Below are 25,929 nucleotides of genomic sequence, written 5' to 3'. Positions count from 1 at the left end.
CTTTTGGGCGACATGCATTAGTTGAAACTCGAGGTTTTGAGGAATTCCGCCAGCCGTTCAGTCTTCGGATGCACGAACATGTCCTTCGGATCGCCCTCCTCGCAGATGACGCCCTGGTTCATGAAGATGACCCGTGACGAAACGTCGTAGGCAAAGCGCATCTCGTGCGTGACGAGCAGCATGGTCATGCCGTCGGCGGCAAGCCCCTTGATCACCTGGAGCACTTCGCCCACCAGTTCCGGGTCGAGCGCGGAGGTCACTTCATCGAACAGCATCAGCCTCGGCGACATGGCGATGGCGCGAGCAATTGCGACGCGCTGCTGCTGGCCGCCGGAAAGCTGTCCGGGATAGTGGTTCGCGCGGGCGGAAAGGCCGACACGATCGAGCCATTTTTCCGCGATTGCGCGCGCATCCGGCTTCGTCATTTTCTTCACCTTGACGAGGCCGAGCATGACGTTTTCAGCGGCGCTCATATGCGGGAAAAGATTGAACTGCTGAAACGCCATGCCGGTCAGCGCGCGTTGGCGTGCAATCTCCTTCTCGCTCTTGCGGCGCCGCGTTGCTCCTTCGGCGCGATAGCCAATCTCTTCGCCGTCGAGGCTGATCGTGCCGCCCTGGAATTCCTCGAGCATGTTGATGCAACGCAGCAAGGTGGTTTTTCCGGAGCCGGACGAGCCGATGATGGAAATGACTTCGCCTTCCTGCACGGCGCAATCGACGCCTTTGAGGACTTCGTGGATGCCGTAAGTCTTGCGCAGGCCCTGGATGTCGAGAATGGTCTTGGCCATCGGGGTGTCTCCTCAGGATGGCAGGGCGGTCTTGCGCTCGACATATTTGCCGAAGTGCTCGATGCCGTAGTTGATGATGAAATAGAGACCACCGGCCAGGAAATAGAACTGGAGGCTCATGAAATTGCGGGAGATGATCTCCTGCGTGCGCAGGAGAAGCTCGGCGACGCCGATAACGGAGAGCAGCGTTGAGGCTTTCACCATCTCGGCCGCCGTATTCACCCAGGCCGGCAAACACTGGCGCATGGCCTGCGGCCATAGCACCGAGGTGAAGGTCTGGGTAAAGGTCAGGCCGATCGCCTTGGCGGCTTCGGTCTGCCCCTTGGGGATCGCCTGAAGCGCTCCGCGCACGATTTCGCCGACATGGGAGGAGCAGAAGATGGCAAGGGCAAGCACGCCGGCCGAGAACGGCCCGAGATCGAGGCCGACGGCGGCAGAGACATAGTAGCTTGCCAGCACCAGCACGAGCACCGGCGTGCCGCGGATGATATCCGTATAGGCGCGCACGGCCAGACGCAAAACAACGCCGCCATAGACGAGCGCCAGACCGACGAAAACGCCGAGTATGGAACCCGCGAGGATGGCCAACAGGGAGATCGACACGGTCACGCCGATGCCGTTCATGATGACGTAGCGGGCGATCCAGAGTTGTTCGAGAAAGGTGTGGGACATCCGGGTTTATCTCGGCAGGGCCAGACGGCGCTCGACGAAGCGCATTACGGCGGCGATGAGGAAACAGGTCGCGACATAAAGGGCTGAGGTGACCATCCAGGTCTCTATGACGCGGAAACTCTCGACATTGATCTTGCGGGCAGCAAAGGTCAGTTCCGGCACGGCGATGGCGGCGGCGAGCGAGGTGTCCTTGAAGAGCGAGATGATCGTCGAGGACAGCGATGGCAGCACGTTGCGCAGCATCAGCGGCGCGATGATGGAACTGCGGATCTGCATCCCCGTCAGGCCGATGGAAAGACCCGCTTCCGTCAGTCCTCTCGGAATTGACAGCAGCCCGGCGCGGAATACCTCGGCCAGATAGGCGCCGGAATAGAGGGATAGAACCAGGACGAAGCTTTTTATCTTGTCGAGGCGCAAACCCATCTGCGGCAGCGCGAAAAAGGCAAAAAGCACCAGGACGAGTATCGGTAGGTTGCGAATGACAGTGACATAGACCCGCGCCGGCACGATCGCAAAACGGCTTTTGGACGTCAGTGCGAAGGCCACGACCAAGCCGATCGCGGCCCCGATCAGGATCGAGATCACCGCAAGACCGAGGCTGAGTACAAGCCCGCTCAAAAGAAAATCGAAATTGCGCCAGACGGCGGCGAAATTCAACGTATAACCCATACGGGCCGCCCTTTCAGACCAGAGCATGATGCCGAAAAGTGTGAGCTCTTTTCGGACAACATCATGCTCTCACTCCTCAACTGAGAACAGGATTCAGATTTTAGGCCGACCCGGCCTGAAATCATCCTGCTAGTGGAGCGGGAGAAAAGTCCCGCTCCACATGGCTGCTACTTGAACTCGACGGGAAAGCCGATCTGCGGCGGCGTCAGATCTTTGCCGAACCAGGTCTTGAAGGACTTGGCGTAAAAGTCGAATTCAACGCCGGTCATGGCTTCGTGCAGGGCGGTGTTGACGAAGTTCAGCCAATCCTGATCGCCGCGCTTGACAGCGCAGGCATAGGTCTGCGGGTTCCAGCCGAAGCCGGCATCTTTATAGCGGCCCGGATTCTGCGTCATGTACCAGGCGAGCGACGACTGGTCGGTGGCGACTGCATCGGCGCGTCCCGATTCCAGCGCCTGATAGATCAGGTCGACGGAATCGTACTGGTCGACAGTCGCCTCCGGCAATGCGGCATGCACCATCGCCTCGGCGTAGACGTTCTGGAGAACCGAGATGGTAACGGAGGAACCGGCCGCCTTGAGGGCTGCGTAGTCGGCATATTTGCCATCCGCCTTGAGCATCAGGCCGACACCCTCGCGATAATAAGGAATGGTGAAGGCAACCTGCTGGGCGCGCTCGCCGGTAACGGTCATGAACTGGCAGGTGATGTCGACTTTGTCGGTGGTGATGTTCGGGATGCGGGCGTCGGAGGACTGGTTCACATACTCGATCTTCTCAGGATCGCCGAAGAGCGCCTTGGCGATGATGTGGCCCATGTCGACGTCGAATCCCTGAAGCTTGTCGTCGGCACTCTTGAAGTGCCAAGGCGCATTGGTGCTGCCCGTGCCGAGGACGAGATGGCCGCGGGCCAGCACTTCATCGAGCTTGCTGCCGTCCGCCAGCGCAGGCGTGGACAACAGAGCGGCGACAGCCAGCGACATCACGCCGGTGCGAAAGGAAATGGTCATGGCGTTCCCCTTATGGATGGTTCCTATTGTTCCAGTATAATGGACGCATGTCTGTTTTACTGGAACAATGTTATGAAGTGCCATCAAGGATGAATTGTCAATGGGTCATGCCGAAAAAACGCGCAGTGGTGCGTGTGGTGATTTTTTCGGCAGTGCAGCATTGTTCTCTTGTTTCAGAGGCTCAACATCATGCCTTCTCGTTCGGCGACCTGACAGCCAAGCCGAGGCGGAAGATGTGGCCTTCAGAGCGAGCGCCTCAGGAACCGCCCGCCTTAGGCGTTTGCGGTCGCAGCGCGGATCAGCGAACCAGCCGCCTCGCCTGCGGCTTCCATATAGGTCGGGTCGCGATGCAACAGAACGACGGCGAACGAGCCATCGAGCAGCAGGACGATCTGCCGAGCGAGCTGCGGCGCTTCCGTCTTGATTCCGGCCGCCTCGAACGTAACCTGCAACCAGGCCTCGACCCTCTTCTTGTGTTCAATCCCGACTTTCATGGCTGGATGGCCAGGCATATTGGCGAGTTCCGCAGAGGTGCGCAGGAAGCCGCAGCCCTTCCATTTCGGATGGCGGGCCGCGCGGGCGAGATTGCGAAAGATGCCTTGCACCTTATCCGCCGGCTCGCCCGTCGTTTCCGCGTACCAGCGCTTGAACAGAGAGAGGTTAGGCTGGTCGCGCGCCTCCAGATAGGCCCCGATGAGATCGTCCTTGCTGGCGAAATGGTAGTAAAGGGTGCGTTTCGTGACACCGGCCTCTTCAGCCACCGCATCGACGCTGACGCTCCTGATGCCCTCGTTGTAAAACAGTTTGGCGGCCGCCGAGATGATGCGTTCGCGCGTCGGGACTGGCTGTGAGATCATGTCGCTATGTATACCGACTAGTGAATATACACAAGCATCGACCGGCGGCATACTTCTCCTGACGCAGCATAGCGGAAAGGAAAACCGAATGGCCGACACTGTTTTGATCGACAGCTACGACGGAATCGCCACGCTCACTCTCAATCGCCCGGAAAAGCTCAATGCGCTGAATTATGCCTTGATAGACCGCTTGCTCGCGATCCTCGACGCCATCGAAACCGACAGTTCAATTCGGGTGATCATCCTCACCGGCGCAGGCGAGCGGGCATTCTCGGCGGGTGGCGATATCTACGAATTCTCGGAAAGCGTGGCGCAGGGCGCCGATGTCGCCATGCGCGATTTCGTCGCGCGCGGACAGCGATTAACTGCGCGGCTGGAAGCCTTCCGCAAACCCGTCATCGCCGCCGTCAACGGCCTTGCCTTTGGCGGAGGCTGCGAAATCACCGAGGCTGTGCCCCTCGCCATCGCCAGCGAACGCGCCCTGTTCGCCAAGCCCGAGATTAATCTCGCAATGCCGCCGACCTTTGGCGGAACGCAGCGTTTGCCAAGGCTGGCCGGGCGCAAGCGCGCCCTCGAATTGCTGTTGACGGGCGACGCATTCTCCCCGCAGCGCGCCCTCGAACTCGGCCTTGTCAACCAGCTTGTCCCGCATGACGCTCTCATGCCGGCCGCCCACGACCTCGCGCGGCGCATTCTGCGTCATTCAGCGCTGGCAGCGGCGAGCATTCTGACGGCGGTGACGCGCGGCATCAACCAGAGCATTGCGGAGGGGCTCCTGATCGAAGGCGAACAATTCGCCCGCATGGCGCCAACCGACGATTTGCGCGAAGGGCTCGACGCGTGGATCGAGCGTCGCAAGCCGAACTATCCCGGCTCGTGGTCGCTCGATTGATTGTCGCCAATACTGCTGAGAATGGCTCAGTCAGAGTAATCAGAACTCTTCCCAATCGGACTTCAGCGCGACGGAGGCTGACCCGTGCTGGATGGATGCGAGGGGCGAAGTACGAACGACTTTCAAAGCCGTCGGTGCGACGGGGTGACGATCGGCCTGCGCAAACGAAGACCTGGATCTCGGCGCATCATTGAAACGGAACTGTTCAAGAAGCTCGAAGAGAGCGGCAGCCTCTCGGGCGAGACCATGGCTCGCAGCCGTCTGCTCCTCGACCATTGCGGCATTCTGCTGCGTTCCCTGGTCGACGGTGTTGATGGACTGGCTGATCCCGCCAAGCGCAGTCGATTGCTCGCGCGCCGCCTCCACGATCGCTGTGACGTTGGTATTGATTTCGTGAACCTGACTGGCGATTTCCTGGAGCGCGGATCCGGCATTCGTCACGAGGGCGACGCCGTTTGCGACATGGGAACCGGACGCTGTGATCAGGCTCTTTATCTCCTTCGCAGCTTTCGCCGACCGCTGCGCCAGCTCACGGACCTCCTGGGCAACGACCGCAAACCCCTTGCCGGCCTCCCCTGCTCGTGCCGCCTCTACGCCGGCATTGAGCGCCAAAAGGTTAGTCTGGAAGGCAATCTCATCGATGACACCGATGATGTTGGAAATTTCGCGTGACGAGTTTTCGATCTGGTCCATCGCTCCGATTGCGTCACGCACCACCTGGCCGGAATGCTCAGCGTGATTTCTGGCGCGCGCCACGAGTTGACCGGCCTCCTCGGCGCGGCGGCTCGAATCCTTGACCGTCGTCGTGATTTCCTCAAGCGCGGCTGCCGTCTCTTCGACGGATGCCGCTTGCTGCTCGGTACGCTTTGCCAGGTCGTCGGCCGCCGTGCGGATTTCGTTGGAACCGGCTGATATCGCCTTGGCATTTTCGGCAACCGTTGCCATTGCGCCCTTCAACTTCTCCGAGGCGCTGTTGAAGTCGGCACGCAGCCTTTCCAGCGAAGGAATGAAAGGCTTCTGGATCGTCTGCGACAGGTCGCCATCCGCAAGGTTCGTCAGGCAACGGGCAAGTTGTTCGACATTTTCGACGCGCGCCGTGACATCGGTTGCGAACTTCACGACTTTGAACACTTTGCCGTTCAGGTCGAAAATCGGATTGTAGGAAGCCTGGATATAGACCTTTCGTCCGCCCTTGCCCACACGCATGAATTCGTCGGCAACCAGCTGGCCGCTCGCAAGTTTCCGCCAGAATTCCTTGTAAGCCTCCGATCTCGAGTAGTCGGCTTCACAGAACATCGAATGATGTTTGCCCTGGATTTCGGCAAGCGAATAACCAAGCGCGGAAAGGAAATTGTCGTTCGCGGTCAGGATTTCGCCGGCCGGCGTGAATTCGATGATCGCCTGAGCCCGGGACAATGCGTCGATCTTGCCCGAATCCTCGGCAGACCTCAGTTTCTGCGCAGTGATATCCGTTGCAATCTTGATGACCTTGACCGGCTTCCCGCGTCGGAAGACGGGATTGTAGGATGCCTCGATCCAGACCTCGCGCCCGCCTTTTCCGACGCGTTTGTATTGTTGTTGATCGAATTTCCCGGCTGCGAGCTTCGTCCAGAAAGCCTTGTATTCCGTTGAGGATGCATAGGCAGGCTCGACAAACATGCTGTGATGTTTTCCGACAATCTCCCTCAACTCGTAGCCGAGCGCCCTGCAGAAGTTTTCGTTAGCGGTGAGGATCCTGCCCGATAGATCAAACTCGATCATGGCTTGCGAATTCGATAACGCGGCAAGAGCCGCGACAGCATTTGCACCACGATCAAGAATACCCACGCGTCATCCCCCTAGATTTCGTCGCCGTCGATCCAGCCATGTCGTGAATATTCGCTTGTCCTTATTAACGGGGATTTAATTATGAATATAACGTGCAGTAAATTTTATTTTCAACCAGCGTTGCGTCCATGAGGCACATCCGTCAGGTTCTCCGGGACCGGCGGCCTACCGGCCACTCAGCCGCTTTTCAATTGCGCCATCGCCAGCAGGGTGTCAGCGCTAATCGTCGCTGATCCGGTCAGGATCGAAAGGGCTGTCGAGGTGGTGCCCGTGCCGTTGGCCATGTCATACATGGCAGTGAAGCGTTTGATCAGATCGTCGACTTTTTCCGGATCCGACAGATCCTTGATGTCGATAAAATTGCTGATCATCTCGGCTTGCTTGTCGACGTCCATGTTCGAAACATAACTGGACAGGTTGAATGTCGTCGTAAAAAACTCGAAGAGCGCGCTATCGCCCAGAATGTCATAGGCGTTCGAGATCTCCGGCGCCTTGCGCTCGAAGTAGAGGGCGAGGCGCACGCCGGTGTTGCTGTCGCCCTGATCATCCTCGAGCGTCAGCCTGACATAGGCGTCGATCGTCTCCAGCACGTCGCCGCGCTGCTGCACCGTCCCGGTGGGCTCGTCGGAAATATTGCCGTCCTGGTCGAAATTGAACGCACCGACGAGTTCGGCGAAACGATTGTCGTCCAGCTTGTTGACATAGCTATCTTCGTCGTCGAGATCGGAAGAAAACATCTTCTCCAACTCCTCCGACGTGACATCATCAGGATCGAGCCCCTTCGCCTCGAGCGCGAAGGAAACCAGGCGATCGTCGGCCAGAAATTCGCTGGCCGTGGTGATCGTCGCCATCTGCTCGCGAAAATAGGTAATCTCCTCGTCCGCCGCGTCGGTTGCTTCCGTCAGCTCGTCGCCTTCGAGGTATCGGATCTTGTTCTGCTTGTAATAGGCAGCATAGTCGTCGATGACGGATTCCGACATGGCCTGCAGCGGAACGGTAACGTCGCCATTGCTGTCGAAGTTGAAGGCCTTGCGAAAGGCTACGAACCGATCGTCGTCGAGGCTGTTGACATAGCTTTTCGAGTCCGAGGGATCGCTTTCGAGAATTTTCCGGACCTCGCTTCTCGAAACGCTGTCCGGGTCTATGTCATAGGCTCGCAACGCCATTTCCCACAGTTCCGGGAGATCGTCGTTGTCGTCATCGTCGTCGTCATCGTTCGAGACCAGGAAATCATCGATCGAAGTGACGCTGGCGATGCGCGTCGTATAGTTGTCGACGGCGTCTTCGGTGTCGGTATTGGCGATCAGCAGCTGATAATTTTCATCGAAGGCCGCCGTGGTCGCGGCCGTCTGTTCCGATGTCTGGGCCGTGTCGCCATCGGCAAGCGCGCCGTCCTCATCGAAATTAAAGGCATCGTGCAGTTCGGATAAGCCGATCGCGTCGGCGACGTCGGCGCTTTTCAGCGCCGCGGAAATGAAGTTATCGGTCTCGCTATCGGTAAGCCCGTAGGCAGTTCTCAGATAGGAAACCAGCTTGTCGTCGCTCATCAACTCATCGACGGAGGTGATGTTTCCAAGTTGTGCAGCGAAATAGGTGTCATAGGCCTCCCCGGTTTCCGAGGAAGCGATCGTCGCCGAGGCCACCGCATAAGCGCTTGTGACCAACGAGAGCTGATCTTCCGACATCACGTCGCCGTCGGTCGAACCATCCTCGTTGAAGTTGAAGGCCTTCGCCAGGTTGACATAGACATCGTCGTCGAGCTGGTTGACGAAACTATCGGCATCGTCGAGATCGCTCGTCAGAACACTCTTCAGGAAGCTGGTTGAGGTGTATTCGGTGTTGAGGCCGAAAGCCGTCAGCACATAGTTCTTCAGCTTCGAGCTCGACAGGAGATCGTCGACCGAGGTGATCGACGAGATATTCTCTTCGAAATAATCCGTCTGGTCTGCGATATCGTCAGCCTCGGTGTCGAAAGATTCCTCATAGGCGTCGAGCAGGCTGTCCCGCTGCGCATCCGACTGGGCTGTCTCCGTCTCGCCGGAAAATTTGAAAGCGGCCGCAAACTCGGCATAGCGGCCATCACTCAGACTGTTGGCAAAGCTGGATGAATCGCTGAGATCGCTTTCCAGCACCTTCTTCATGAACGCCTTGGCATATGTCATGTCTTCAAGGCCGTAGGCCTTCATGGCATAGGAGTAGAGCTTATAATCGCCCATGAATTCATCGACTGTCGTGACCTTGCCAATGTTTTCCTTGTAATAGCTGCTGTCGCGGGCAACCGTTGCCTGAGAAGCTACACTCGAGAGACTGGCGCCCAGATTTCGCGCGACCGAGAGATAGCTCACATAGGTGGAAACCAACTTCTGTCCCTTTCATAAGCACGCGCGCGCGAAAGCCTGCCGGCAGCCACGGTTGAAACTTTTCATATTTGCTGAGATCTTGCCGCCGCTCATGGCGCATACGGACCGCACTCATGCGGCCGAATCAATTTAATAGAACTATATGGTACTATAATTCGTCCAAAATGCAACAGGACGTCAAAAGTCGAGGGATCGCGGCTTTATCGGGTCAGGCGGCGCCGACGCCCGCGGCAAAGATGGCAATGCAGCGCCGGAGATGGGCAAGCAGCGCCGCCCGGTCGGGCCAGGCCTGAGCGCGTCCTTCCGGCGGTCCCATGCCACCAAAGATCATATCCATCAGCATGCGGGCTCCGCTGGCCGGATCGTCGAGCGACAAACGGCCTTCCGCCCTACGGTCGCTCAGCCAGTTGGCAAGTTGCTGCCGGCTGGCAAGCATGCCTTCGCGCTGCAGAATGTCCACGAGTTCGGGAAACTGCCCGGCTTCGCGAAAGACGAGCTGCAGGAAACCGGCACGATCCGCATCCTTGTCCTCATCCATATCGATCATGAAGATGCGTTCGAGGCTCTCGGCGATCGAGAGATCTTCCGGAGGCCGAGGCAGATCGAGCATCATGCGTCGATGAGCACCGACCACAGCGGCAAACAGCTCTTCCTTGCTCTGAAAGAGCTTGTAAAGCGTCTGTTTTGAAACTCCCGCCTCGGTGGCGACGACCGCGGTCGTGCTTCCGGCATACCCGTATTTTACAAAAACGCGGCGGGCAATCTCGACGATATGCACTCGCTTGTCATCGTCGCTCGAGACTTTCGGCCGGCCCCGTCTGCGCGGCTCATCTACAGGCTCGTCGGCAACATCCATGATGGTCTAGACCGCCCCGTTAAAGCACAAGCCGACAGCCGCAGAAAGGAAACTACGATTTCTGAGGGACGATTTTTTCGGTTGTGGCATTAGCAATTTCGATTTAGAGAACTCATCAGTTCTGTAATGCGTTGCATCCCCACCCTCTAGCGATGGAGCGCTTATGACGACCATTTCCGCCGCAACATCAATTTCTTCCTATTCCTATAGCAAGAATTCGACGTCAGCATCCCAGGACGCCCTATCCTGTAATACGATTTCGGCAAAAAAATCAACCACAACCCAGCAGCTCGACGAAGACGCGACCAACAGCGCCGAGAAACTCATGTCGCAGTTGATGTCGCTGACGATGAACGGCCTCGCCGGTCAGTCCGGCTCCGGCGAGCAGCAGGACGGCGGCGCAGACATGGACGTTGCGCAGCTGGACAGCGATGGCGACGGCTACGTGAGCAAGGCCGAGTTCGTCGCAGCCCGGCCGTCGGATGTGTCGGAGGATCAAGCCGGCACGCTGTTCGACAGCTTCGATAGCGAAGGTTCCGGCTCGCTATCTCTCGATGCGCTGACCGATGCCATGTCCGCCCAGCAGTCGGAACGTGCCGAGGGGCCGCCGCCCCCGCCACCCTCCGACGATGACGACCTTGCATCCCTGCTCTCCGATCTCGATACCGACGGCGACGGGCTTGTGAGCAAAGCCGAGTTCGTTGCAAGTCGGCCGTCCGATTTGAGCGAGGAGCAGGCCGGCACGCTGTTCGACAGCTTCGACAGCGAAGGTTCCGGTTCGCTATCGGTCGATGCGCTGACCGAGGCCATGTCAGCTCAGCAGTCGGAACGTCCCGAAGGACCGCCGCCGTCCGCTGACGACGACCAGTTTGCATCTCTGCTCTCCGATCTCGATACGGACGGAGACGGGCTCGTGACATTGGACGAATTCATGGCGGGTAAGCCGGACGACGTCACCGAAAGCCAGGCAAGCCAGCTCTTTAGTCTGCTCGACACGTCAGGCACCGGTTCATTGTCTGCACAGTCCGCGAGCTGACGGTCGTTAAGCCGTCGCCATTGCGGTCGCTGGAGGATCTGCACTGAGACGGTTTGAAAGCGACCCGGCAGTCGAGCCGGCAGAGCCTTCAGTCGGGTCGCTACTGACATGTGGAACCACTCGAATGGTGCGCCGTCACAGGCGCACGGATAACTAGCGCGCGGATGAGCCGAAGCGCCTATCGCCATCACGGGGTTAGTCCAGGCAATCAGATCATCGACCGGTGTCGGCCTTTGCCCGGCGCCCGCGATGTCGTGCGCCCGCCATCCGGGCTCTGGAAGCCCCTCGTCACATGGCATGTTCCCAAACCTTAAAGGATCGAGCCATGAGCATTTTTGGAAGCATGAAAACCGCCGTCTCCGGCATGAGCGCCCAGGCAAACCGGCTGAGCACGGTTTCCGACAATATCGCCAATGCGAACACCACCGGCTACAAAGCCGTTTCCACGTCCTTCTCGTCGCTGGTTTTGCCCTCTTCCTCGGGCAATTATAATTCCGGCGGCGTCCAGACATCCGTGCGCCAGGCGATTTCTCAACAGGGCGACATCTCCTATACGACCTCCGATTACGACCTGGCGATATCAGGAGACGGCTTCTTCATCGTGGAAAGCGCCGACGGCACGCCGGTGCTCACCCGGGCCGGCGACTTCTCGGTCGACAGCGACGGCAATCTCGTCAACGGCGCCGGTTTCACGCTCATGGGATACTCCTATGATTCCGGCGTACCGGCGGTGGTGGTCAATGGCTTCGACGGCCTGGTGCCGGTCAACGTATCCCAATCGGGCTTGAGCGCTGTCGCTTCGAGCAGCGCCTATTTCAGCGGCAACCTGAATTCCGAGGCAACTGTCGTCACCGATACCACGACGCTGCCGAGCGCCAACACGGCGAGCGTCACCGACGACACGCAGAAGATGTCGCTGGTTGCCTATGACAGCCTCGGCGGCACCGTCCAGTACGACTATTACTTCACCAAGACCGGCGTCACGACGGACGCGGGCGGCGCAGTCACCGGCAGCACCTGGGAGGTCGCGGTTTACCGCAATGCCGATGCATCCACCGGCAGCACGACGTCCTTTCCCTACTCTTCCGATGCCGTCAGCGTCGCGACGCTCTCCTTCGACGCCGACGGGCAGCTCACCTCCGCGACCGACACTGATATCGTCGATCCGGTGACGGCAAAGACGATCACCATGGACTATTCCGATTTCACCCAGCTCGCCTCCGACTTCTCGGCGACGGGCTCCGCAGACGGCCAGGCCGCAAGTGCCGTGAACTCGGTGTCTATCGGTGCGGACGGCGTGGTGTCGGTCTCCTATGCAAACGGCGCGACGAAGGCTCTCTATCAGATCCCTCTCGCGACGGTCGCCAGCCCCGACAATCTGACGCTGCTCAGCGGCAACGTCTACAGTGCCAACGGATTGTCCGGGGTAACGGTCACCGGCTTCCCGCAGACGAACGGGCTTGGTTCCATCCAGTCCGGTGCTCTCGAAAGCTCGAATGTCGATCTCGCCGGTGAACTGACGGAGATGATCGAGGCGCAGCGCAGCTATACCGCCAATTCGAAGGTGTTCCAGACCGGCTCCGATATCATGGATGTCCTCGTCAATCTGAAACGATAGGGAGGACGCCGGCATGTCGCTCACCTCCGCCTTGAACAGCGTGCAAAGTATTTTCAACACGACCGGCCAACAAAGCAGCGTCATCTCGACGAATATCGCCAATGTCGGAAATTCCGACTATGTGAGACGGGAGGCGTCGGTTACGACGTCTCTTTCCGGCGCCCAAGTTGTCAGCATCAGCCGGGCGCAGGAAACGGCGCTGCTTGCCCAGTATCTGCAAACGAATGCCAAGGACAGCGCCCAGCAGACGCTGGTGACCGGCCTCGAAAGCCTGAAGTCGCTGGTGGGCGGCAATGACTACGAGACCTCGCCGAGTACCTATCTCACAGCATTCCAGCAGGCGCTCCAGACATTCGCCACATCCCCGAGCAGCACGACATCAGCGCAATCGGCCGTGACCGCCGCGCAGGATCTTGCCAATTCGTTGAATACCGCAAGCGACGGCGTCCAGTCGATCAGAGCCGAGGCGGATGCGGAGATCGCCACACAGGTCTCCACCCTGAACACGCTGCTGTCGCAGTTCGAGGCGGCCAACAATGCGGTCAAGCTGGCGACATCGACCGGCACCGATACATCCTCGGCGCTCGACGAGCGTGAAAAGCTCCTGAAGCAGATCTCCTCGATCGTCGGCATCACCTCCACCGTGCGCGACAATAACGACATGGCGCTCTATACCTCTGATGGCACCGTGCTGTTCGAGACCATTCCCCGCACCGTCACGTTCGCGTCGACGGCAACCTACGTTGCCGGAACGGAAGGCAATTCCATCTATATCGACGGCGTTGCACTCGACGCCGGCGAAGGATCGACGACGAGTGCATCGGGTAGCCTGCAGGCGCTGCTGCAGCTTCGCGACGAAATCGCCCCGACATTCCAGGACCAGCTCGACGAGATCGCCAAATCACTGGTCCAGATCTTCTCGGAAACCGACGGCAGCACGAGCGCACCGGGACTTTTCGTGTGGACGACGGCGTCGGGCACAACCGGGGGAACACCTGCTGCTTCCGACGATACGACAGGGATCGCCTCCACTATCTCGGTCAATTCAGCCGTCGTCACAAGCGAGGGCGGCGATGCGACGAAGCTGCGCGACGGAACGATCAGCGGCATCACCGATCTCAACACCTCGGGAGACAGCGGCTTCTCGGACAATCTCGACGCCCTGTATCAGGCGCTGACGGAACAGCGTTCGTTCTCTTCCGACGCAGGTCTCTCGACGTCGCAAAGCCTGACGGACTACGCCAGCGCCTCCATCGGCTGGCTCGAACAATATCGAAGCGATGCAACGGCGGCTTCCGAAACCACAGCTGCGGCCTTGTCACGCTCCGACGAGGCCTATTCCAACGAAACGGGCGTCAACCTCGACGAGGAACTGACGCTACTTCTCGACATCGAACAATCCTACAAAGCAGCGACGAAGATCCTGAACGTCATCGACGAGATGTTCCAGTCGCTCCTCGACATAGCGAGCTAGTCATGAAAGCATCTTTTGTCTCATCATCGGCGATGCAGAATGTTTTGCGGCTCACCATCAGCCAGTCCCAAAACAAGCTGCAGCAGGCCTCGACGGAAGCGACCACAGGAACCTACGCCGATATCGGCGTATCCCTCGGCGCCGGCGCTGCAAAGTCGATCAATCTCACCAGCGCCATCGCCCAGGCCGCCTCGTTCAAGACGAGCAATGCCGTCGTCGAATTGCGCATGAACGCATCGCAAACCGCCCTTTCGAGCCTGAAGGATGCCGGCGACAGCCTGGTCTCGAACCTGACCGCGCTCCAGGCGAGCCAGGATACGACGAGCATCGCCGTTGCCCTGCAGACGGCGAGCGCCACGATTTCGCAGCTGGTCTCGACGGCAAACACGTCGGTCAATGGCGAGTTCCTGTTCGGCGGAACCAACCTCGACAGCCAGCCTCTGACCGATCAATCCTCGGCGGTCTCGGATACGATCGTTTCGGCTCTGAACGATTATGCAACCGGTCTCGGAAAAGACGTCAACGAGTTGACAGGCGAGGAAATCGGCAGCTTCATCACCGACACGGTCGAGCCGATGTTCTCCGAGAGCGCCTGGACGGACGCTTCCGAAGGCTGGTCCACCGCTTCCAGCACCGACATGACGAGCCGGATCAGCGGATCGGAAACCATCACCTCGTCGACCAATGCCAATTCCGAAGGCATGCGCTATCTCGCTCTTGCCTCCGTCGTCGTCTCCGCCCTCTTCGGCCAGGATCTCAGTTCCGACGCGCAGAGCACCGTCGCATCCAAGGCGATCGCCTATGCGGCTCAGGCCACCGCCGGCATCGTGACGCAGCAAAGTGAGCTCGGCCTTTCACAGGAGCGGCTCGAAAAGGCAAATGACGCCCTCGACGCTCAATCCACTCTGCTTCAGGGAAACCTTGTCGATCTCCAGGGGGTGGATGCCTACGAGGCTTCGACGCTCGTCAACCAGCTGCAGACGCAACTGGAGACAGCTTACACGCTCGTCTCGAAACTCCAGGGTCTGAGTCTGGTCAACTATCTCTGACGGGTTGAACATGCGGGAATTCAAGCGGATGCAAATACCGGCCCTAACGAGGGAACCCAACACGACGTGTTCCGAAATCGTGGCGGAGGCGGCCTTCGCGCTCGCCTCTGGCATCATCGATACGATCCCTTTCGTCGGCAGCAAACTCGACGAACAACAGACGCGGGCATGGCCGCGATCGGGTGTCTTCACGGATGACGGCGTCGAGATGACGGGTACGCCCCCTGAAATATTCGAGCTTTGCGAGTTGCTGGCAGCCCATATCGAGAAAGGCACGTCATTCGACGTTTTCGAGGTTTTCCACAAGATTGCGCGCATCGACCGGCTGATCGACTGGCGCCATGGCGCAGTGCTGTCGCCCGAGCCGCATCCGGTAACTCATTAACGGAACACGCTAAAATCTCTTCTCAAAGGCGGCGCTATACGGCCGCGCCGCTCGGGAGCATGGCATAGGCTGGGCTTGCATGTGGCTTGTCCGTTGCGGCAGTCTGGACTTTACCATAGGGAGGCTGAGGGCGACTGCCGAAGTCTGCCGGCAATGGTCTTTCAGAGACCGAGTGTGTTGTTAATGTCAAAGCCGCGCGCGAAGCTTCCATTCTCCGAAGAGACTTTGCAGGCCATGCTGATCCGCGTGCTTCGCCCGCTGGTCAAGCTCGCACTCGCCTCCGGCTTCAACTTCATCTCCTTCTCGACCGTTCTTCGCCGCCTCTATATCGAGGTTGCGGAGAAGGAGTTCGCGCTACCGAACAAGCAGCAGACGGATAGCCGCATCTCGCTTCTGACCGGCATCCACCGCAAGGACGTCAACCGGTTGCGTGGACAGGCACTCACGGCATCGTTTCTGACCGTCGGCGTTTCACAGACAAGCCGCATCCTTGCAAGATGGCTTGCCGATCCGCTTTATTGCGATGCGGAGGATAGGCCAAGCGCCCTGCCCCGGACCTCCAGCGACGGCGGTCCGTCATTCGAGAGCCTGGTGAGCGACATCACCAAGGACGTTCATCCCCGCTCCATCCTGGACGACTGGCTGGATAAAGGCATTGTCGTTCTCGATCAGGACGGCCAGGTCCAGCTCAACCTCTCATCAATTGTTCCGAATGCCGGTGACGAAGCCCGTCGGCACTATTTTACACGCAATCTTCGTGACCATGTGCAGGCAGCGGTCATCAATCTGATGAACGACCCTCCCCCCTACTTCGAACGCGCGGTTCACTACGACGGGATATCCCCTGAGCTGGCGGCCCAACTCGACGAGATTGCGCGTGAGGAAGGGATGGCGCTGCTCCTGAAGCTCAACAAGATCGCCCATCGGGCCATCACGGATGATCCCGGCGGCAATAGCCGCTGGATTGCGGGGGTCTATGTCATGCCCGAGGCGGCTGAGGCCGATCTTCAGCCAGACGCCGCTTCCAGGACGGAGACAGACGAATGAGCCCGTCAATGATCTCCAGGAGGCAATTTCTGCTGGGCGGCATCGCACTTCAGATCGTGCGACCGGAGACCGTAGCCGCGCAACCGACGGGGACCAGCGATCATGGAATCGGCGGGTCCGGTCTTTCCATTCAGGGAGGTGGGGAGAACGAAGATCACGGGATCGGCGGAACCGGCATCGTCGGGACCATCCAGGGCTTTGGAAGCATCATCGTCAACAACGTCCACATACCTTTCAGCGCGACGACCCCGATCGAGATCGATGGACGGCGCGCTCCTGCAAGCGCGATGAAGGTCGGTCATGTGGCCCGGGTGCTGCTGACGGGAAAGCGTGCTGCCCGCATCGCGATCGTCAGCGAGGTTCAGGGCCGCATCGACCGGATTGACAAGACCGGTATCACCATATTGTCGCAAACCGTCGACACGACAGGTTTGGTGACGAAGGGCTTGCGAAAAGGCAATCGCGTTGCCGTGTTCGGCATCCGTAAACCGGATGGCACCATCATTGCTCGGCGTATCGAGCCTCGTTCCGTTTCCGATGGCGCCCATGTCCGAGGCGTGCCATCGAAGAGCGGTCATCGCGTCCGGATCGGCGGCCTTTCGCTTGGCAACACGCATGGATATCTGGTCGGCAAGCAAACGCTCGTACGTCTTCAGACAGTCGCCGACCGATTGATGATTATACGCATTCAGGCCGAGCCTGTGGTGCCGGGTCTGAAACGCGGCATCGTCAACGTCGAGACCTTCAGGTCCGCGGACAAAGGCGGGGCTGGCTCGGGACCCGGGGGCTCAACGCCTTACGGCTCGATGCGAATGTCCCCTGACGGCCATGGGTTTGTCGACGTCACCGTACGCGATTCAAGCAGAATGACGGGCTTTGCGGACAGGCAGGGCCCAGACGGCTTTGGTCCTCGCCCGCCGGATGGCCCTCCGGACGGGCCGCCGCATGATCGCCCCTCCTTCGGCAGAGGCGGGCCTGGTGGAGATTATCCCGACCCGAACAGGCGAGGTCCGCCACCGGGGGATACCGCGCCTCGCGGCCCGCCGCCTCCAGATTTTCCAGGTCCCCGCTGAAAGGCTCAGTCGAGCACATTGACATATGGGAAAATTTCCCATTTATTGTTCCTGCGATTCCTGATTTGGATTCCCAAGAAGGACTTGCCGATTGTCTATCGGGTCCGCCCCACACCCGACAGACAATCGTTTGATTTTCAATCGCTGCTGACTGCCGAACCAACCCACCATCGCCAAGAGGAATCAGGAATTGCTTTTGCTGGAACGCGAACCGGACATGTCGATGGGAATGGACCAACCGACGGTCGTTGCAACCTGGGAAAACCGTACGCAAATCATCGAAATCATGGGCATCGCGCTACAGACGAGCCAAGAATTTCAACATCTTTGGAAAAGCAGCGGCGGAACGGGCCGGCTCAGTCAAGACGACACGGATAAGTTGGTCGAACTGCTCCGCCAGATCGGCAACCTGAATGAAATGCTCATGCGATTGGCCTGAAAGGTGTCGATACCCAAGTACCAGCGCCCACGCATTTCCGAGACGTCAAAACTCCCATGGCGAGATCAATTGAAGACCTGAGGTCGCAAAATTGCCCAGATTTCGCGTCGCAAGTCGCCCACCATTGACCCGCGCGATAGCGGCGATCATGCCATCCGGCACTGACATCCCGCGCCCCTGACGAGCGGCCAAACCCATAATGTCACCATAAGCAAGAGCGGCCTCTTCGGTCAGGCCAAAAATCCGGGCTGCAAAGCGACGACGCCAGTCGGACAGTCCCTGCTCGAGGCGTTCGGCTCGCTGATCAGGCCGGATCTTCTGGATACCGAAAGCGATCTCGGCAATCGTTACTGTCGGCAGCGCCAATTCAGCATCATGGCGGACGAGCCATGAGATCACAGCTTCATTGGGTGATTTTATCAAAGTTTCCGAAACAATGTTGGTATCGAGAAAAATCAAAGCTCGATGCCCTTATGAACCTGCCTGCCTTCGTTGATAACGGCTTCGAGGTCGATATCCGTCCCGCTTTGCTGCGAAAGCCCTGGCATAGAAGGACACAGCCGGCTCTCTTCCGGCTTCGCGTATTTCATACGATTCGAGGGCCCTTTCGACAATGTCGGCTATCGAGCGGTTTTCACGGCGGGAAAGCCGGTGAGCAAGATCACGCGCTTTTGCGCTCCGTACAGAAAGCTGAGGTTCGGCCATGCCGATCTCCTTTGCGATAGGATATAAAGGCAGCGTTAGCCATCAAGATGGCAAGTGATGGCTTGATACCATTGCTTTTCGTAAATCATCAACCCAATAATGGACGGCTGCCGCTAAGCTCCAATGTCAGAATAATTAACCACATTTCAGTGTTCTTGCGAAATAATGCCATACGTAGATCAGGTCTCTCGAAGTAGAGAAGCCAAAGTTATTTGGAGACAGTCTTGGCATTTACCATTGCTCGCAGTTTGGTGGCGTTCGGCGTCGCCGTTTCAGTCGGTCTTTTCATGTCGATCGGATTGCAGCAATCGGCGCTCGAACGGCTCAAGGTCAACGGGCCGGTTTACGAGCAGGTCGTCTACGGCAAGGATTTGATTGCCGATATTCTGCCGCCGCCGCTGTTTGTGGTCGAATCCTACATGCTCTCCTTCGAGGCGAGCAAATTTCCCGAACTCACCGACACCAATCTTGCCAAGATCGCAAATCTCAAGGCCGCTTACGACGACCGCCGCGCCTATTGGAAAACCACCCGGCTGCCGCAAGCCTTGAAGGACGAGCTTGAAAACGATGTCATCGCCAAGGGCGATGAATTCTGGGAAGTGATGAACCATGAGATCATCCCGGCCTTGAATGCCAGGGATGAAGACAAGGCGCACGGTGCAATCGAGCAGTTGCGCGTCGCCTTTCATTCGCACCAGGACGCGGTCGAGAAACTCGTTGCCAATTCCGACGCCTTCCTGAAGGGTGAGGAACGCAATGCAGCCTCGGAGATCGTGACCTGGACGATCTATGCGGGTGCTGCGGGCTTCGGATCGTTCGGCCTATTGCTGGTGGGACTGTATCTCTTGCGTCGCCGGGCGATCGTGCCCCTGGATGGCATGAAAGCCTATATGGGCAATCTTGCCGAAGGCGATTTTTCGACCGACGTTCCCTACGCCAACCGTTCCGACGAGATCGGCGCCATGTCCAAGGCCGTCGCGGTATTCCGCCGCAACGCACTCGAGCGGCAGGACGCACAGAAGCGCGAGACCGCACTTCGCGATGCGGAATTCGAGCGTGAACGCAGTCAGCTGGCCGAAAGGGCCGCAGAGGAGCAGATCCGCGAAACGGTGATCGATCAGCTGACATACGGACTGGAACAGCTATCGACCGGCAACCTCGATTGCCGGATCAAGACACCCTTTGCCGCTGCCTACGAGACTTTGCGCGCGAAGTTCAACGATAGTATGGACGCGCTTTGCGCTTCGATGGCGGAGATCGCCCAGACCTCCAAGCAAGTGGGCAGCTCCTCGGCCGGCATCACCGATGCAGCCGACAGTCTTGCGTCGCGCACGGAACAGCAGGCCGCGATGCTCGAAGAGGCCACAGCCGCGCTCGATGAAATGAATATCAAAGCCAAAGACGCCTCCGACCATGCCGGCAAGGCAACCGGCATGATGGCGCAGACCCGCACCAGCGCCGAACATTCGGCAGCCGTCGTTCGCGAAGCAATCGCCGCCATGGAAAGGATCGAAGGCTCGTCCTCCCAGATTGGCGCCATCGTCAACGTCATCGATGAAATCGCCTTCCAGACCAATCTTCTGGCGCTCAATGCCGGGGTTGAAGCAGCGCGCGCGGGCGAAGCAGGCAAGGGTTTTGCCGTCGTGGCGCAGGAAGTGCGTGAACTTGCCATGCGCTCGGCCAACGCCGCCAAGGAGATCAGAGCTCTGATCTCCACCTCCTCGGCCCAGGTCTCCACCGGTGTGGAACTCGTCAACCGCACCGGCAAGGCGCTCCTGGAAATCGAGGGCCAGGTCGAGCAGGTTGCCGGCCTGATCGCCCGCATCGTTTCGGTATCCTCCGAACAGGCGGTAGCGATCGGCGAGATCAACACCTCCGTCAACGCCCTGGATCAGGTAACCCAACGCAACGCTGCCATGGCCGTCGAAACTGCCTCGGCCTGCCGCGCCCTCGGTAGCCAAACGCAGACACTGGAGGGGGTCGTCAACCGCTTTCAGGTCGATGCGGGAGCCAGCACGTCCAGACCGCAGAAAGCTGCTTGAGGCGGGAGCGGCAACGGAAGCCCCTGCTCTTTCGGCAACCTTAGTCCAAGACAATCGCCACGACGGCAACGCAATCGCCGGCCTTGAAATTGATCGTGGTTCCCGACGAGAGATGATCCTTGCTTTCGCGGCGAACCTTATCGGGTTTGCAGCGTTTCACGGCAATGGAAAATCATGATGGCACCGGCCTTTCGTTGCGTCGGACTATTTCGCGGCAATGCGACCAAATCGCTCCCACGCCCCTCTTCGAGGGGGCGGAGCGATCGTTCGTGCCAAAAGGCTGCTGATGCCAGCTTCCGCCAGCATGAAACACCTGACGTCCGTGGAAATTGGAAAAATTCGGCGCGCTGTCGGCATAGCGCGCATGATGGATACTGCGGTCAGATTGCCTGTCATCGGCGTGCGGATCGGCGCGGACTCAATTCTCGGCCTTATCCCGGCCGTCGGCGACATTGCCGGATCTCTGATCGGTCTTTTCATCATCGATGAGGCAAGACGCCTCGGTGTTCCCACCCATAAGCTCGCCCGTATGGCCGTCAATCTCGGGATCGACGCCGCCGGCGGAACGGTTCCCCTCCTCGGCGATCTTTTCGACGTCTATTTCAAGTCTCATCGCCGAAACGTCGGTATCATCCTCGACCACTTTGGGATTAGCGAAGACGAGCTGAATCGGCACATCTGACGAAGCCGATCGCTTCGCCGGTCTGGATCACGTCCGAGCGCCCTTTCTCGTCAGAAACGCCAGGGCCGCCGCGCCGACGAGGCCAGAGTTCTGATCCAATGCTGCCAGCATCACCTTGACGTCCTTGAATGCCGGCATGGCCCATTGCGTGATGTAGGCTTGAATGCCCGGTTGCAGCCGATCGAACTCGTGGGAAAGCCCGCCTCCCATTACAATGATATCGGGACTGAAGATATGGATCAGGCTGGTGAAGCCGCGGCCGAGAATTTCTGCTTCCTCGTCAACCAGTTGATTTGCCAGACGATCGCCATTTCTAGCGGCCGCGAAGATGCTGCGGCTGTCGATGGCACCGCCATCGCTGCCTATCGTCGTCCCGCTAGATTCCATGGCCCTTATGCGGGCGCGTCGTGCAAAAGCCGGTCCGGATCCATAGGCCTCGAAGCAACCCCTGTTGCCGCAAGGGCAAGGCTCGCCGTTCGGCACGACCGACATGTGGCCGACATGAGCCGCCATGCCCTTGCGGCCGCGCACCACGCGACCATCCGAGATAACGCCGCCGCCGATTCCGGTGCTGACCGTGACATAGACAAGGTTATCAAGCCCCTTGCCGATACCGAACTGCCACTCACCAATGGCAGCGGCAATAGCATCATTCTCGAGGTCGACAGGAAACGGAAACCGCTTCTGCAACTCCGCCTTCAGCGGAAAATCGACGAAGCCGGAGAGGGTCGGGATATCAGTCGCGACACCGGCAACCGTATCGAGTGGGCCCGGAGCGGATACGCCGACGCCCACCACCGAAGCCGGGTTCGATGCTGCAAGCAGTCCATCGGCCAGGCCGCAAATCTGGGCGAGCACGCGGTCGGGACCCGCCAGCGCATCCGTCGGTTCGGCTGCGCGCGCCAGAATCCGGCCTTGCTCGTCGACAAGGGCAGCGCGTACCTGCGTCCCACCGAGGTCGATTCCAATGGCAACCTGCTGCATGTGAAGACCATCAGTTAGAGTGCGCGGACCCATGCCATCCGCTCGTCGAGCGACGGCGCATTGAAAGCCAGGGAACCGAGAACGACCGTCTCCGCACCCGATTGGCGCAGGTGAGGCACGGTGTGCTCGCGAATACCGCCGTCGGCCGCAAGCACGATCCGATGCGCCGCGCCGCAGCCGGCGATGATCTGCTTGGCCTGCTGAAGCCGGGCGCCGGCCTTTTCGTCGAGGCCCTGGCCCTTCACACCGATCGCCGTGCCGAGCAGCGTCACGAAACTCAGCCGGGAAACGTATCTTTCGACCCGCTCGACGGGAGTATCGACTTTGAGGACCATGCCGGCGGCGACGCCGCGGCGATCGAGGAGATCGAGCGCCTGGTCTGCGACGCTTTCGTTTTCAACATGCAGGCTAATCAGGTCGCTGCCCGCATCGGCGAACTGCTCGATCTGCGACAGGATGATGCTGTCGGCGACCATCAGGTGAACATGGATCGGGCGTGCGGAAATTTTGCGCACCCCGGCGACGAGATCGGGGAAAAACAACATTGCCGGCGCGAAATGACCATCGGCGACATCGATATGGAGGATGTCGACGTGCGGATCGACACGCATCAGATCATCGGCGAGACGCACAAGATCGGCCGACCAGATGGAGAATTCAGCAATCAAGCGATCCTTCGGAAGATCAGCGATCCAGGTCTTGGAGGGGGTCGTCATTGTTTCAGAGCTCCTTCAGAAAATGGCCCATGGCAAGCCGGAAGTCGGCGACATATTGCGGACGGCTCACAGTCTTCGATGTGATCTGCACGAAACGCGCGCCGGCAATGCGCTCGGCAAGAGCACATGCGTGGCCAAGAGGATGAATGCTGTCCCGATCATGGCCGATGATGAGCGTCGGTACGGCGATATTGCCGACCTCCTCGTCGGTCACATCAGGACCGTCATTTGAGATCCTGGTGAGCAGTTCGGCGGTCACATCCAAAGGCGTGCGGGAGAAAAAGCCGGCGAGTGACGCCAGATTGTCCGGAGCCTCGGCGGCGAGCCGCACGCCCACCGGCCCTGCCAGGAACGTAGTCTTTGCCTCATCCGGCGGCAGAGTTTTCAAAAGCCGCCCGACTTCGGCATTGGGCGCCATATTCTCCGGCTCGGGTGCCGTCAGCCAGGCCGGCCTTGCGATGATCAGAGCCTTGACAAGATCGGGCCGCTTGACCGCGAGACGTAAGGCGATCGCAGCACCCATCGAGATGCCGCCGATCACGATCGGCGGCGTAAGGTTTTTCTCGATATAGGCGGCGATGTCATCGCAGAAGGTCGCGATCGACAACCGCTCCAGATTGCCGGCTTGGGAGTGGCCGTGGCCACGCGCTTCGATCGTTACCCGGCGAAAACCCGCTTCGAGCGGAAAGACTTCGTCGGTCTGCGCCGCGTCTCCGCATAAGCCATGCTGGAATATGGCGGACGCGCCCTCGCCCGCCATATCCACATTGAGAATGGTCCCGTCGCTGGTTTCGAACGGTCGAGCCCGTCTCATCTTCCTGCCCCCGCAGAATGACCGTCGAGGCTATTCTTCAGGAAGGCCGCCACACCGGCCGCCTCCGAAGCCGAAAGACCATGCGTGACGAGACTGCCCTCGAAGCCGATCGCCTTGAGACGGCCGAGATAATGCGCGTAGTCGAGGACGCCCTTGCCGGCGGTCGCGAAACTACCGTCGCGATTGCGGTCTTTCGCATGCGCCATGACGATCCGATCGGCCAGAAGGTCGATGGCGGAAGACACGATGCTCCGCTGCTCATCCAGCGTCGCGAGCTCGAAGAGATTGGCCGGATCGAGCACGATCTTGATGCGGGGGCTCTTTAGTGCCGTGATCAGCCGATGGGCTTTCTCAGCCGAGTTGACGACATTGGCAAGCTCGGGCTCGATGCCGAGATCGACATCGTAGCGTTCGGCGATCTCGATGGCCGTTCCCATCGCTTCGAGGAGGTCCCGCCAGGCCTCCGGCGTATTGTTGTCGGCGTGGGCCTTCCACTGGTCGATGGGATCGCGTGTGCCGGTGCAGAGCGTGATCAGGGCGGTCGAAATGCCGGTGCTGCGCTTGGCCAGCGTCGCGAGGTTACGAAGGCCGGCCTCGCGAACGGCAGGATCCGGGTGGATCATGTTGAAAGTGCCGGAAACGGCAACGATTTCGACGCCGCTCTCGCGCGCGGCTTCGGCGACCGAGCTGGCCTGGGCTTCCGTAATGATCTCCGGCATCGGCGCAAGGCCCGAGCAGGCCATATTATATTGGGCGCAGGTGAACCCGGCCGCGGCGACCGAGTTGAGAACGCTTACCGGTTCCGTTCCCTCGAAGGTCTTTGCGAAAATGCCGAGCTTCATCACACGCCACCCGTGACGTCGGCCAACGCAACCGCCTTACCGCTTTCGGCCGAACGCGCGACGGCGACCATCGCCCGTACGGATGCCAGGCCGTCATCGATGTCGGCGCCTTCCATCACGGCGCCATCCAGAATGGTGCGGGCGAAGCCTTCGACCTGACGGCGATAGAAATGGCCGTCGGCACCGAGAACTCGATGGGTCGCGCCGTCCGCCTCTCGGAAAATGTCCACCTCGCTGGTCTTGTAGTACCACGGGTTATAGGTCTTGCCCAAAATGCTGCCATTCTTGCCATAGATCTGGAAGCCTTCGTGCCAGTCCATGCGCACCTGAACGGTGAGATCGAGATGGCCGAGCGTGCCGGAGACAAATTCCACGTCCACGAACCAGCACCAGATACCGGCGCGCTCCGACAGGCGAGCGTTGACGGAAACGATGTCGCCGGCGAAATAACGTGCGGTGTCGATCAGATGGCAACCGTGGGCAAGCATGTAGTAGCGCCGCAGGTCGGCTTTCGGATTGGCGGTGGGCTTCCGCGCATTGGCGCTGGTGACGATCAGGGGTTGGACCGCATCGGTCATTGGATAGCGGTGCGTGCTGTCGCAATACCATGCTTTCAGAGCAACCATTTCGCCCATTTCATCGCGGATGAAGGACTTGGCAGCCTGGAGCCCCGCGTCGAAACGCTTCATATGCCCGACCTGAAACACCTTTCCCGCCCCGTCGACTACAGCTTTCAGTTCAAGGCATTCCTCGACGGTGACACCGACGGGTTTCTCGCACAGGACATGTTTGCCTGCCTGAAGGGCGCGAATGGAAGCCGGGACGTGAAAGGCATCGGCGGTCGCGATCACCACGGCATCGAGGTCAGGATCGGCCAGCATCTTATCGTAATCGTCATAGGTTTTTTCCACCCCGTGGGTGATTGCCATACGCTCACGGAGATCCTCGGCAACGTCGCAAATCGCATAGAGGTCGGCATTGGCTGCCTTCGTGCAGCTCTCGAAGTGCGCGGCCTGGGCAATCTGGCCCGCTCCCAATACGCCGATGCGGAGACGTCGTTCCTGTTTTGCTGGCATCGAAAAGCCCTTCGGGTCG

25 protein-coding genes and 1 pseudogene are annotated in these 25,929 nt (G+C 59.4%); 11 read left to right on the top strand and 15 right to left on the bottom strand.

The features are described 5' to 3' along the window. Positions 1 to 17: 17 nt before the first annotated feature. The 5 genes from AB8B31_RS23915 to AB8B31_RS23895 all read right to left on the bottom strand — a co-directional run bounded on the left by AB8B31_RS23915 (position 18) and on the right by AB8B31_RS23895 (position 3,993). A complete protein-coding gene (locus AB8B31_RS23915; RefSeq protein ID WP_018245713.1) occupies positions 18 to 788 on the bottom strand; it encodes an amino acid ABC transporter ATP-binding protein in 771 nt (256 codons plus the stop codon). 12 nt (positions 789 to 800) lie between these two features. Continuing rightward, complete coding sequence (locus tag AB8B31_RS23910; RefSeq protein ID WP_011648868.1) at positions 801 to 1,460, bottom strand: amino acid ABC transporter permease; 660 nt, start codon at positions 1,458 to 1,460, stop codon at positions 801 to 803. A gap of 6 nt (positions 1,461 to 1,466) precedes the next feature. After that, positions 1,467 to 2,129, bottom strand: coding sequence for an amino acid ABC transporter permease (locus tag AB8B31_RS23905; protein WP_026188703.1), 663 nt, complete (start codon positions 2,127 to 2,129; stop codon positions 1,467 to 1,469). A 167-nt stretch (positions 2,130 to 2,296) separates the two neighbouring features. Continuing rightward, a complete protein-coding gene (locus AB8B31_RS23900; RefSeq protein WP_018245715.1) occupies positions 2,297 to 3,136 on the bottom strand; it encodes a transporter substrate-binding domain-containing protein in 840 nt (279 codons plus the stop codon). Between the two features lie 272 nt (positions 3,137 to 3,408). Continuing rightward, complete coding sequence (locus AB8B31_RS23895) at positions 3,409 to 3,993, bottom strand: TetR/AcrR family transcriptional regulator (protein ID WP_026188704.1); 585 nt, start codon at positions 3,991 to 3,993, stop codon at positions 3,409 to 3,411. An 88-nt stretch (positions 3,994 to 4,081) separates the two neighbouring features. On the opposite strand from AB8B31_RS23895, the gene AB8B31_RS23890 reads away from it, so the two are divergent. After that, positions 4,082 to 4,885, top strand: a complete 804-nt coding sequence (locus tag AB8B31_RS23890; protein WP_018245717.1) for a crotonase/enoyl-CoA hydratase family protein — start codon at positions 4,082 to 4,084, stop codon at positions 4,883 to 4,885. Between the two features lie 39 nt (positions 4,886 to 4,924). Here the strand turns inward: AB8B31_RS23890 and AB8B31_RS23885 are convergent, their stop codons facing one another. The 3 genes from AB8B31_RS23885 to AB8B31_RS23875 all read right to left on the bottom strand — a co-directional run bounded on the left by AB8B31_RS23885 (position 4,925) and on the right by AB8B31_RS23875 (position 9,928). Beyond that, the gene (locus AB8B31_RS23885) at positions 4,925 to 6,712 is read right to left on the bottom strand and encodes a methyl-accepting chemotaxis protein (RefSeq protein WP_018245718.1); all 1,788 of its coding nucleotides are present in this window, start codon (positions 6,710 to 6,712) and stop codon (positions 4,925 to 4,927) included. A gap of 176 nt (positions 6,713 to 6,888) precedes the next feature. Next, positions 6,889 to 9,072 carry a DUF1217 domain-containing protein gene (locus AB8B31_RS23880; protein WP_018245719.1) on the bottom strand — a complete coding sequence of 728 codons (2,184 nt, stop codon included), beginning with the start codon at positions 9,070 to 9,072 and terminating at the stop codon, positions 6,889 to 6,891. A 208-nt stretch (positions 9,073 to 9,280) separates the two neighbouring features. Then, the gene (locus AB8B31_RS23875) at positions 9,281 to 9,928 is read right to left on the bottom strand and encodes a TetR/AcrR family transcriptional regulator (protein WP_018245720.1); all 648 of its coding nucleotides are present in this window, start codon (positions 9,926 to 9,928) and stop codon (positions 9,281 to 9,283) included. Between the two features lie 163 nt (positions 9,929 to 10,091). Between AB8B31_RS23875 and AB8B31_RS23870 the strand changes: the two genes are divergently transcribed. From AB8B31_RS23870 to AB8B31_RS23835, 8 genes are all read left to right on the top strand, one after another. Then, entirely contained in the window at positions 10,092 to 10,964 is an 873-nt protein-coding gene (locus AB8B31_RS23870; RefSeq protein WP_018245721.1) for an EF-hand domain-containing protein, read from the top strand. A 325-nt stretch (positions 10,965 to 11,289) separates the two neighbouring features. Beyond that, the gene (locus tag AB8B31_RS23865; RefSeq protein WP_018245722.1) at positions 11,290 to 12,582 is read left to right on the top strand and encodes a flagellar hook protein FlgE; all 1,293 of its coding nucleotides are present in this window, start codon (positions 11,290 to 11,292) and stop codon (positions 12,580 to 12,582) included. A 13-nt stretch (positions 12,583 to 12,595) separates the two neighbouring features. Further along, positions 12,596 to 14,056 (top strand): flagellar hook-associated protein FlgK, encoded by a 1,461-nt coding sequence (gene flgK, locus AB8B31_RS23860; protein WP_018245723.1) that lies wholly within the window; start codon positions 12,596 to 12,598, stop codon positions 14,054 to 14,056. A 2-nt stretch (positions 14,057 to 14,058) separates the two neighbouring features. Continuing rightward, the gene (locus AB8B31_RS23855; RefSeq protein WP_018245724.1) at positions 14,059 to 15,105 is read left to right on the top strand and encodes a flagellar hook-associated family protein; all 1,047 of its coding nucleotides are present in this window, start codon (positions 14,059 to 14,061) and stop codon (positions 15,103 to 15,105) included. Between the two features lie 10 nt (positions 15,106 to 15,115). Beyond that, complete coding sequence (locus tag AB8B31_RS23850) at positions 15,116 to 15,490, top strand: hypothetical protein (protein ID WP_018245725.1); 375 nt, start codon at positions 15,116 to 15,118, stop codon at positions 15,488 to 15,490. Positions 15,491 to 15,643: 153 nt separating this feature from the next. After that, complete coding sequence (locus tag AB8B31_RS23845; RefSeq protein ID WP_018245726.1) at positions 15,644 to 16,537, top strand: DUF6502 family protein; 894 nt, start codon at positions 15,644 to 15,646, stop codon at positions 16,535 to 16,537. After that, positions 16,534 to 17,610 (top strand): DUF5666 domain-containing protein, encoded by a 1,077-nt coding sequence (locus tag AB8B31_RS23840; RefSeq protein WP_130729658.1) that lies wholly within the window; start codon positions 16,534 to 16,536, stop codon positions 17,608 to 17,610. The genes AB8B31_RS23845 and AB8B31_RS23840 overlap by 4 nt, the downstream gene beginning before the upstream one ends. A 190-nt stretch (positions 17,611 to 17,800) precedes the next feature. After that, entirely contained in the window at positions 17,801 to 18,049 is a 249-nt protein-coding gene (locus AB8B31_RS23835; RefSeq protein ID WP_018245728.1) for a hypothetical protein, read from the top strand. Positions 18,050 to 18,094: 45 nt separating this feature from the next. On the opposite strand, the gene AB8B31_RS23830 is transcribed toward AB8B31_RS23835, so the two are convergent. Continuing rightward, positions 18,095 to 18,508 carry a type II toxin-antitoxin system VapC family toxin gene (locus tag AB8B31_RS23830; protein ID WP_018245729.1) on the bottom strand — a complete coding sequence of 138 codons (414 nt, stop codon included), beginning with the start codon at positions 18,506 to 18,508 and terminating at the stop codon, positions 18,095 to 18,097. Continuing rightward, a pseudogene (locus tag AB8B31_RS23825) lies at positions 18,505 to 18,754 on the bottom strand (plasmid stabilization protein). Before AB8B31_RS23825 ends, AB8B31_RS23830 begins: the two are co-directional and overlap by 4 nt. Positions 18,755 to 18,978: 224 nt before the next feature. Here AB8B31_RS23825 and AB8B31_RS23820 point away from each other — a divergent pair. After that, on the top strand, positions 18,979 to 20,796 hold the full coding sequence (locus AB8B31_RS23820) for a methyl-accepting chemotaxis protein (protein WP_113543062.1): 1,818 nt from the start codon (positions 18,979 to 18,981) through the stop codon (positions 20,794 to 20,796). 286 nt (positions 20,797 to 21,082) lie between these two features. Next, complete coding sequence (locus AB8B31_RS23815) at positions 21,083 to 21,478, top strand: DUF4112 domain-containing protein (RefSeq protein ID WP_130729657.1); 396 nt, start codon at positions 21,083 to 21,085, stop codon at positions 21,476 to 21,478. Positions 21,479 to 21,505: 27 nt separating this feature from the next. Here the strand turns inward: AB8B31_RS23815 and AB8B31_RS23810 are convergent, their stop codons facing one another. The 5 genes from AB8B31_RS23810 to AB8B31_RS23790 are packed head-to-tail and all read right to left on the bottom strand — an operon-like array spanning position 21,506 to position 25,910. After that, positions 21,506 to 22,462, bottom strand: coding sequence for an ROK family protein (locus tag AB8B31_RS23810; RefSeq protein WP_130749002.1), 957 nt, complete (start codon positions 22,460 to 22,462; stop codon positions 21,506 to 21,508). 14 nt (positions 22,463 to 22,476) lie between these two features. Beyond that, the gene (locus AB8B31_RS23805) at positions 22,477 to 23,178 is read right to left on the bottom strand and encodes a ribulose-phosphate 3-epimerase (RefSeq protein ID WP_018245733.1); all 702 of its coding nucleotides are present in this window, start codon (positions 23,176 to 23,178) and stop codon (positions 22,477 to 22,479) included. Between the two features lie 4 nt (positions 23,179 to 23,182). Next, entirely contained in the window at positions 23,183 to 23,992 is an 810-nt protein-coding gene (locus tag AB8B31_RS23800; protein WP_018245734.1) for an alpha/beta fold hydrolase, read from the bottom strand. Beyond that, positions 23,989 to 24,834 (bottom strand): sugar phosphate isomerase/epimerase family protein, encoded by an 846-nt coding sequence (locus AB8B31_RS23795; protein ID WP_439007530.1) that lies wholly within the window; start codon positions 24,832 to 24,834, stop codon positions 23,989 to 23,991. The genes AB8B31_RS23800 and AB8B31_RS23795 overlap by 4 nt, the downstream gene beginning before the upstream one ends. Next, positions 24,834 to 25,910, bottom strand: a complete 1,077-nt coding sequence (locus AB8B31_RS23790; RefSeq protein ID WP_026188705.1) for a Gfo/Idh/MocA family protein — start codon at positions 25,908 to 25,910, stop codon at positions 24,834 to 24,836. Before AB8B31_RS23790 ends, AB8B31_RS23795 begins: the two co-directional genes overlap by 1 nt. Between the last annotated feature and the right edge of the window lie 19 nt (positions 25,911 to 25,929).

The organism is Rhizobium sp. 62_C5_N11_2, assembly GCF_051811185.1.
Classification (GTDB): domain Bacteria; phylum Pseudomonadota; class Alphaproteobacteria; order Rhizobiales; family Rhizobiaceae; genus Rhizobium; species Rhizobium leguminosarum.
Note: the sequence above shows the minus strand (reverse complement) of the source record. Positions and strands in the feature narration are given on the sequence as shown.

What these genes read in the sequence shown, in the direction of transcription:
- AB8B31_RS23915 (WP_018245713.1), bottom strand. Translation starts at nt 788, where the DNA reads ATGGCCAAGACCATTCTCGACATCCAGGGCCTGCGCAAGACTTACGGC.
- AB8B31_RS23910 (WP_011648868.1), bottom strand. Translation starts at nt 1,460, where the DNA reads ATGTCCCACACCTTTCTCGAACAACTCTGGATCGCCCGCTACGTCATC.
- AB8B31_RS23905 (WP_026188703.1), bottom strand. Translation starts at nt 2,129, where the DNA reads ATGGGTTATACGTTGAATTTCGCCGCCGTCTGGCGCAATTTCGATTTT.
- AB8B31_RS23900 (WP_018245715.1), bottom strand. Translation starts at nt 3,136, where the DNA reads ATGACCATTTCCTTTCGCACCGGCGTGATGTCGCTGGCTGTCGCCGCT.
- AB8B31_RS23895 (WP_026188704.1), bottom strand. Translation starts at nt 3,993, where the DNA reads ATGATCTCACAGCCAGTCCCGACGCGCGAACGCATCATCTCGGCGGCC.
- AB8B31_RS23890 (WP_018245717.1), top strand. Translation starts at nt 4,082, where the DNA reads ATGGCCGACACTGTTTTGATCGACAGCTACGACGGAATCGCCACGCTC.
- AB8B31_RS23875 (WP_018245720.1), bottom strand. Translation starts at nt 9,928, where the DNA reads ATGGATGTTGCCGACGAGCCTGTAGATGAGCCGCGCAGACGGGGCCGG.
- AB8B31_RS23870 (WP_018245721.1), top strand. Translation starts at nt 10,092, where the DNA reads ATGACGACCATTTCCGCCGCAACATCAATTTCTTCCTATTCCTATAGC.
- AB8B31_RS23865 (WP_018245722.1), top strand. Translation starts at nt 11,290, where the DNA reads ATGAGCATTTTTGGAAGCATGAAAACCGCCGTCTCCGGCATGAGCGCC.
- flgK (WP_018245723.1), top strand. Translation starts at nt 12,596, where the DNA reads ATGTCGCTCACCTCCGCCTTGAACAGCGTGCAAAGTATTTTCAACACG.
- AB8B31_RS23855 (WP_018245724.1), top strand. Translation starts at nt 14,059, where the DNA reads ATGAAAGCATCTTTTGTCTCATCATCGGCGATGCAGAATGTTTTGCGG.
- AB8B31_RS23850 (WP_018245725.1), top strand. Translation starts at nt 15,116, where the DNA reads ATGCGGGAATTCAAGCGGATGCAAATACCGGCCCTAACGAGGGAACCC.
- AB8B31_RS23845 (WP_018245726.1), top strand. Translation starts at nt 15,644, where the DNA reads ATGGTCTTTCAGAGACCGAGTGTGTTGTTAATGTCAAAGCCGCGCGCG.
- AB8B31_RS23840 (WP_130729658.1), top strand. Translation starts at nt 16,534, where the DNA reads ATGAGCCCGTCAATGATCTCCAGGAGGCAATTTCTGCTGGGCGGCATC.
- AB8B31_RS23815 (WP_130729657.1), top strand. Translation starts at nt 21,083, where the DNA reads ATGCCAGCTTCCGCCAGCATGAAACACCTGACGTCCGTGGAAATTGGA.
- AB8B31_RS23810 (WP_130749002.1), bottom strand. Translation starts at nt 22,462, where the DNA reads ATGCAGCAGGTTGCCATTGGAATCGACCTCGGTGGGACGCAGGTACGC.
- AB8B31_RS23805 (WP_018245733.1), bottom strand. Translation starts at nt 23,178, where the DNA reads ATGACGACCCCCTCCAAGACCTGGATCGCTGATCTTCCGAAGGATCGC.
- AB8B31_RS23800 (WP_018245734.1), bottom strand. Translation starts at nt 23,992, where the DNA reads ATGAGACGGGCTCGACCGTTCGAAACCAGCGACGGGACCATTCTCAAT.
- AB8B31_RS23795 (WP_439007530.1), bottom strand. Translation starts at nt 24,834, where the DNA reads ATGAAGCTCGGCATTTTCGCAAAGACCTTCGAGGGAACGGAACCGGTA.
- AB8B31_RS23790 (WP_026188705.1), bottom strand. Translation starts at nt 25,910, where the DNA reads ATGCCAGCAAAACAGGAACGACGTCTCCGCATCGGCGTATTGGGAGCG.